Source organism: Leuconostoc lactis KCTC 3528 = DSM 20202 (genome assembly GCF_014651235.1).
In the GTDB taxonomy this organism is placed as follows: domain Bacteria; phylum Bacillota; class Bacilli; order Lactobacillales; family Lactobacillaceae; genus Leuconostoc; species Leuconostoc lactis.
Genome location: NZ_BMWM01000050.1, coordinates 1 through 2,018, shown reverse-complemented (window position 1 = coordinate 2,018; position 2,018 = coordinate 1). Strand labels below are relative to the sequence as shown.

General features: G+C 35.4%; 2 protein-coding genes and 1 pseudogene. All 3 read right to left on the bottom strand.

Annotated elements, in window-relative coordinates; translation table 11 throughout:
• Window positions 1–69: 69 nt before the first annotated feature.
• Window positions 70–1,011 (bottom strand): annotated as a pseudogene (locus IE039_RS08230) (IS30 family transposase); the annotation flags it as partial.
• A gap of 135 nt (window positions 1,012–1,146) precedes the next feature.
• A complete protein-coding gene (locus IE039_RS08225; protein WP_010006632.1) occupies window positions 1,147–1,518 on the bottom strand; it encodes a hypothetical protein in 372 nt (123 codons plus the stop codon).
• Window positions 1,518–1,928 carry a hypothetical protein gene (locus IE039_RS08220; RefSeq protein WP_189429015.1) on the bottom strand — a complete coding sequence of 137 codons (411 nt, stop codon included), beginning with the start codon at window positions 1,926–1,928 and terminating at the stop codon, window positions 1,518–1,520. Before IE039_RS08220 ends, IE039_RS08225 begins: the two co-directional genes overlap by 1 nt.
• Window positions 1,929–2,018: the final 90 nt, after the last annotated feature.

Below are 2,018 nucleotides of genomic sequence, written 5' to 3'. Positions count from 1 at the left end.
AACACCATTAAAGACCTTGATGGGTTTTTCTGTCCACTTAAATGTTCAACTTAAATTTTACAATCTGCCATTTTCATTAGAACCACGTTGTTGTGGTGATGACGGTGTGGCATAGTATAGCTTGATTTTAAGCTCTTTTTGAACATATTCTAGAAAGTCCCATGAAATAAATTCAGAACCATTGTCTGCTGTTATAGTACGCACAGCTTTGCCATAACGCTCATAAAACAACTTAAATGCATCAACCATATCACTAGATTTCTTACTACGAACTAATACTAAGGCAGTAAACCGAGTTTTGCGTTCAGTAAATGTCATAATCGCAGTAGTATCTTGATACCGTTGGTTATTCATTTTAGCAGGCAGAACTAAATCAATTTCCCAATGACCAAACTGTTTACGACTTTCAACAACCTGTGAGCGATCAAATATCGAATGTCGGACTAATTCTCCGTCATTTTTTAATTGTTCACGCAAACGTGCAATTTCACGTTCTTTAGCACGCCTTGTTTGGGCTACTGCACGTTCTTTTGGCGTGCCGTTTTGTCGATGATACTTGTGTTTGCGAATATCAATTAAACCTTTTCTAGCCCATAATCTAATGACTGATGCGGAGACATCAACATCTTGCACATTGCCGGCAATTTGTTCAGGTGTCCAATGTTCAACATTAACCCAAGTCTCAATGATTTCCTTTAATTCAGGTGTCAATCTTGAGCCAGTACCCATTTTACTACGTTTCTTTAAGGCTAGATATTGACCTCGTTGCGCCGAATACTTGATACGTGCGTGTATATCCATATTCAACAGTGTTCGTCTATCTAAATGTGAAAAATCAAGTGTGTTGCCACGATGCAATTCACGTAGTATTGATGACGGCGTATAGCCTAAACGTCTAGCTATATCAGCCTGTGTCATTTTCTCAATATTCCACAGGTATTCAATCATGTGACGTTGATTTTCATTTATATGTGGTTGGCGCTTTCGTCTTTTTGGTGTTTCATCACTCATAAAACGTATATACTCCTTTATTATGATTATTGAAGTTGGGAATATTCCCTTATAACAAGTTTACCATTTCACAATGTTGTCTATTATTTTATTTTTTAACTTATCGAAAAACAAAATTATAAGCATATCAACTGTTCACACAACATTGAATTCATCAAGAACCTTTTTTACATCAGCTAGTTTTTCATAATATCCAGATAGCCAACGAGTATCTAAACGCATACGTTCAAGTTCAGGCAGTAAATTCTTTTCCAAAATTTTTGCATGTTCTGCCAACTCTCGCAAAATAAAGGCTTCATAATTGTTTACATCATCAAATGGTCTAAAGGCTTCATCACTCAAATCAACAATGTTGTGAATACTGTAAGCTATCTGCCCTATAATTTTGTTATTATCAGACCATGTTAATCGCTCACATAGCCGACTATCTACTTCTATATCACGAAGACAACCAACATACCGATTGATGATGCGATACCTTAAATTATCAATTGCTTTGTTTATCATCACACTGCCCTTTCTTTTAATTGCTTTTTAGCTTGATACAACTGTTCTTCAATTTTGTTTAAACCACTTTCGGTATTGCGATCAGTTCCTTTTATCAGCAAATCTAAATCACGATACGCAAAGGTTAGCTCAATTGATTTTGAAACCAAATCTTGTACCCTAGATGCTAATTCTTTGTTAAAAAAAAGCACATCTCCGTATGTTTGAGATTGTGCTTGTCTAATTTTAGCTTGTAATTGCATTGATACGCTTAACGTTGTTTGGAAGTTAGGCACACCAGCTTTGAATTGAAAGCCTTGTCTATCAATTTCTAGGGTTTGGTCTAGTTGGCTATATAAATCTCTAAATCGTTCTAACTGCTTAATATACAGTGCTAATTGTTCTGGTTTTAACCATATTTTCGTTGTCATAATTTTTTCTCTTTTCCTAATGGCAGATTGCAAGAAATAACTTGAACGAATTTAGTGACGTAGATTAAGTAAGAAGATCTCGATTGGTGT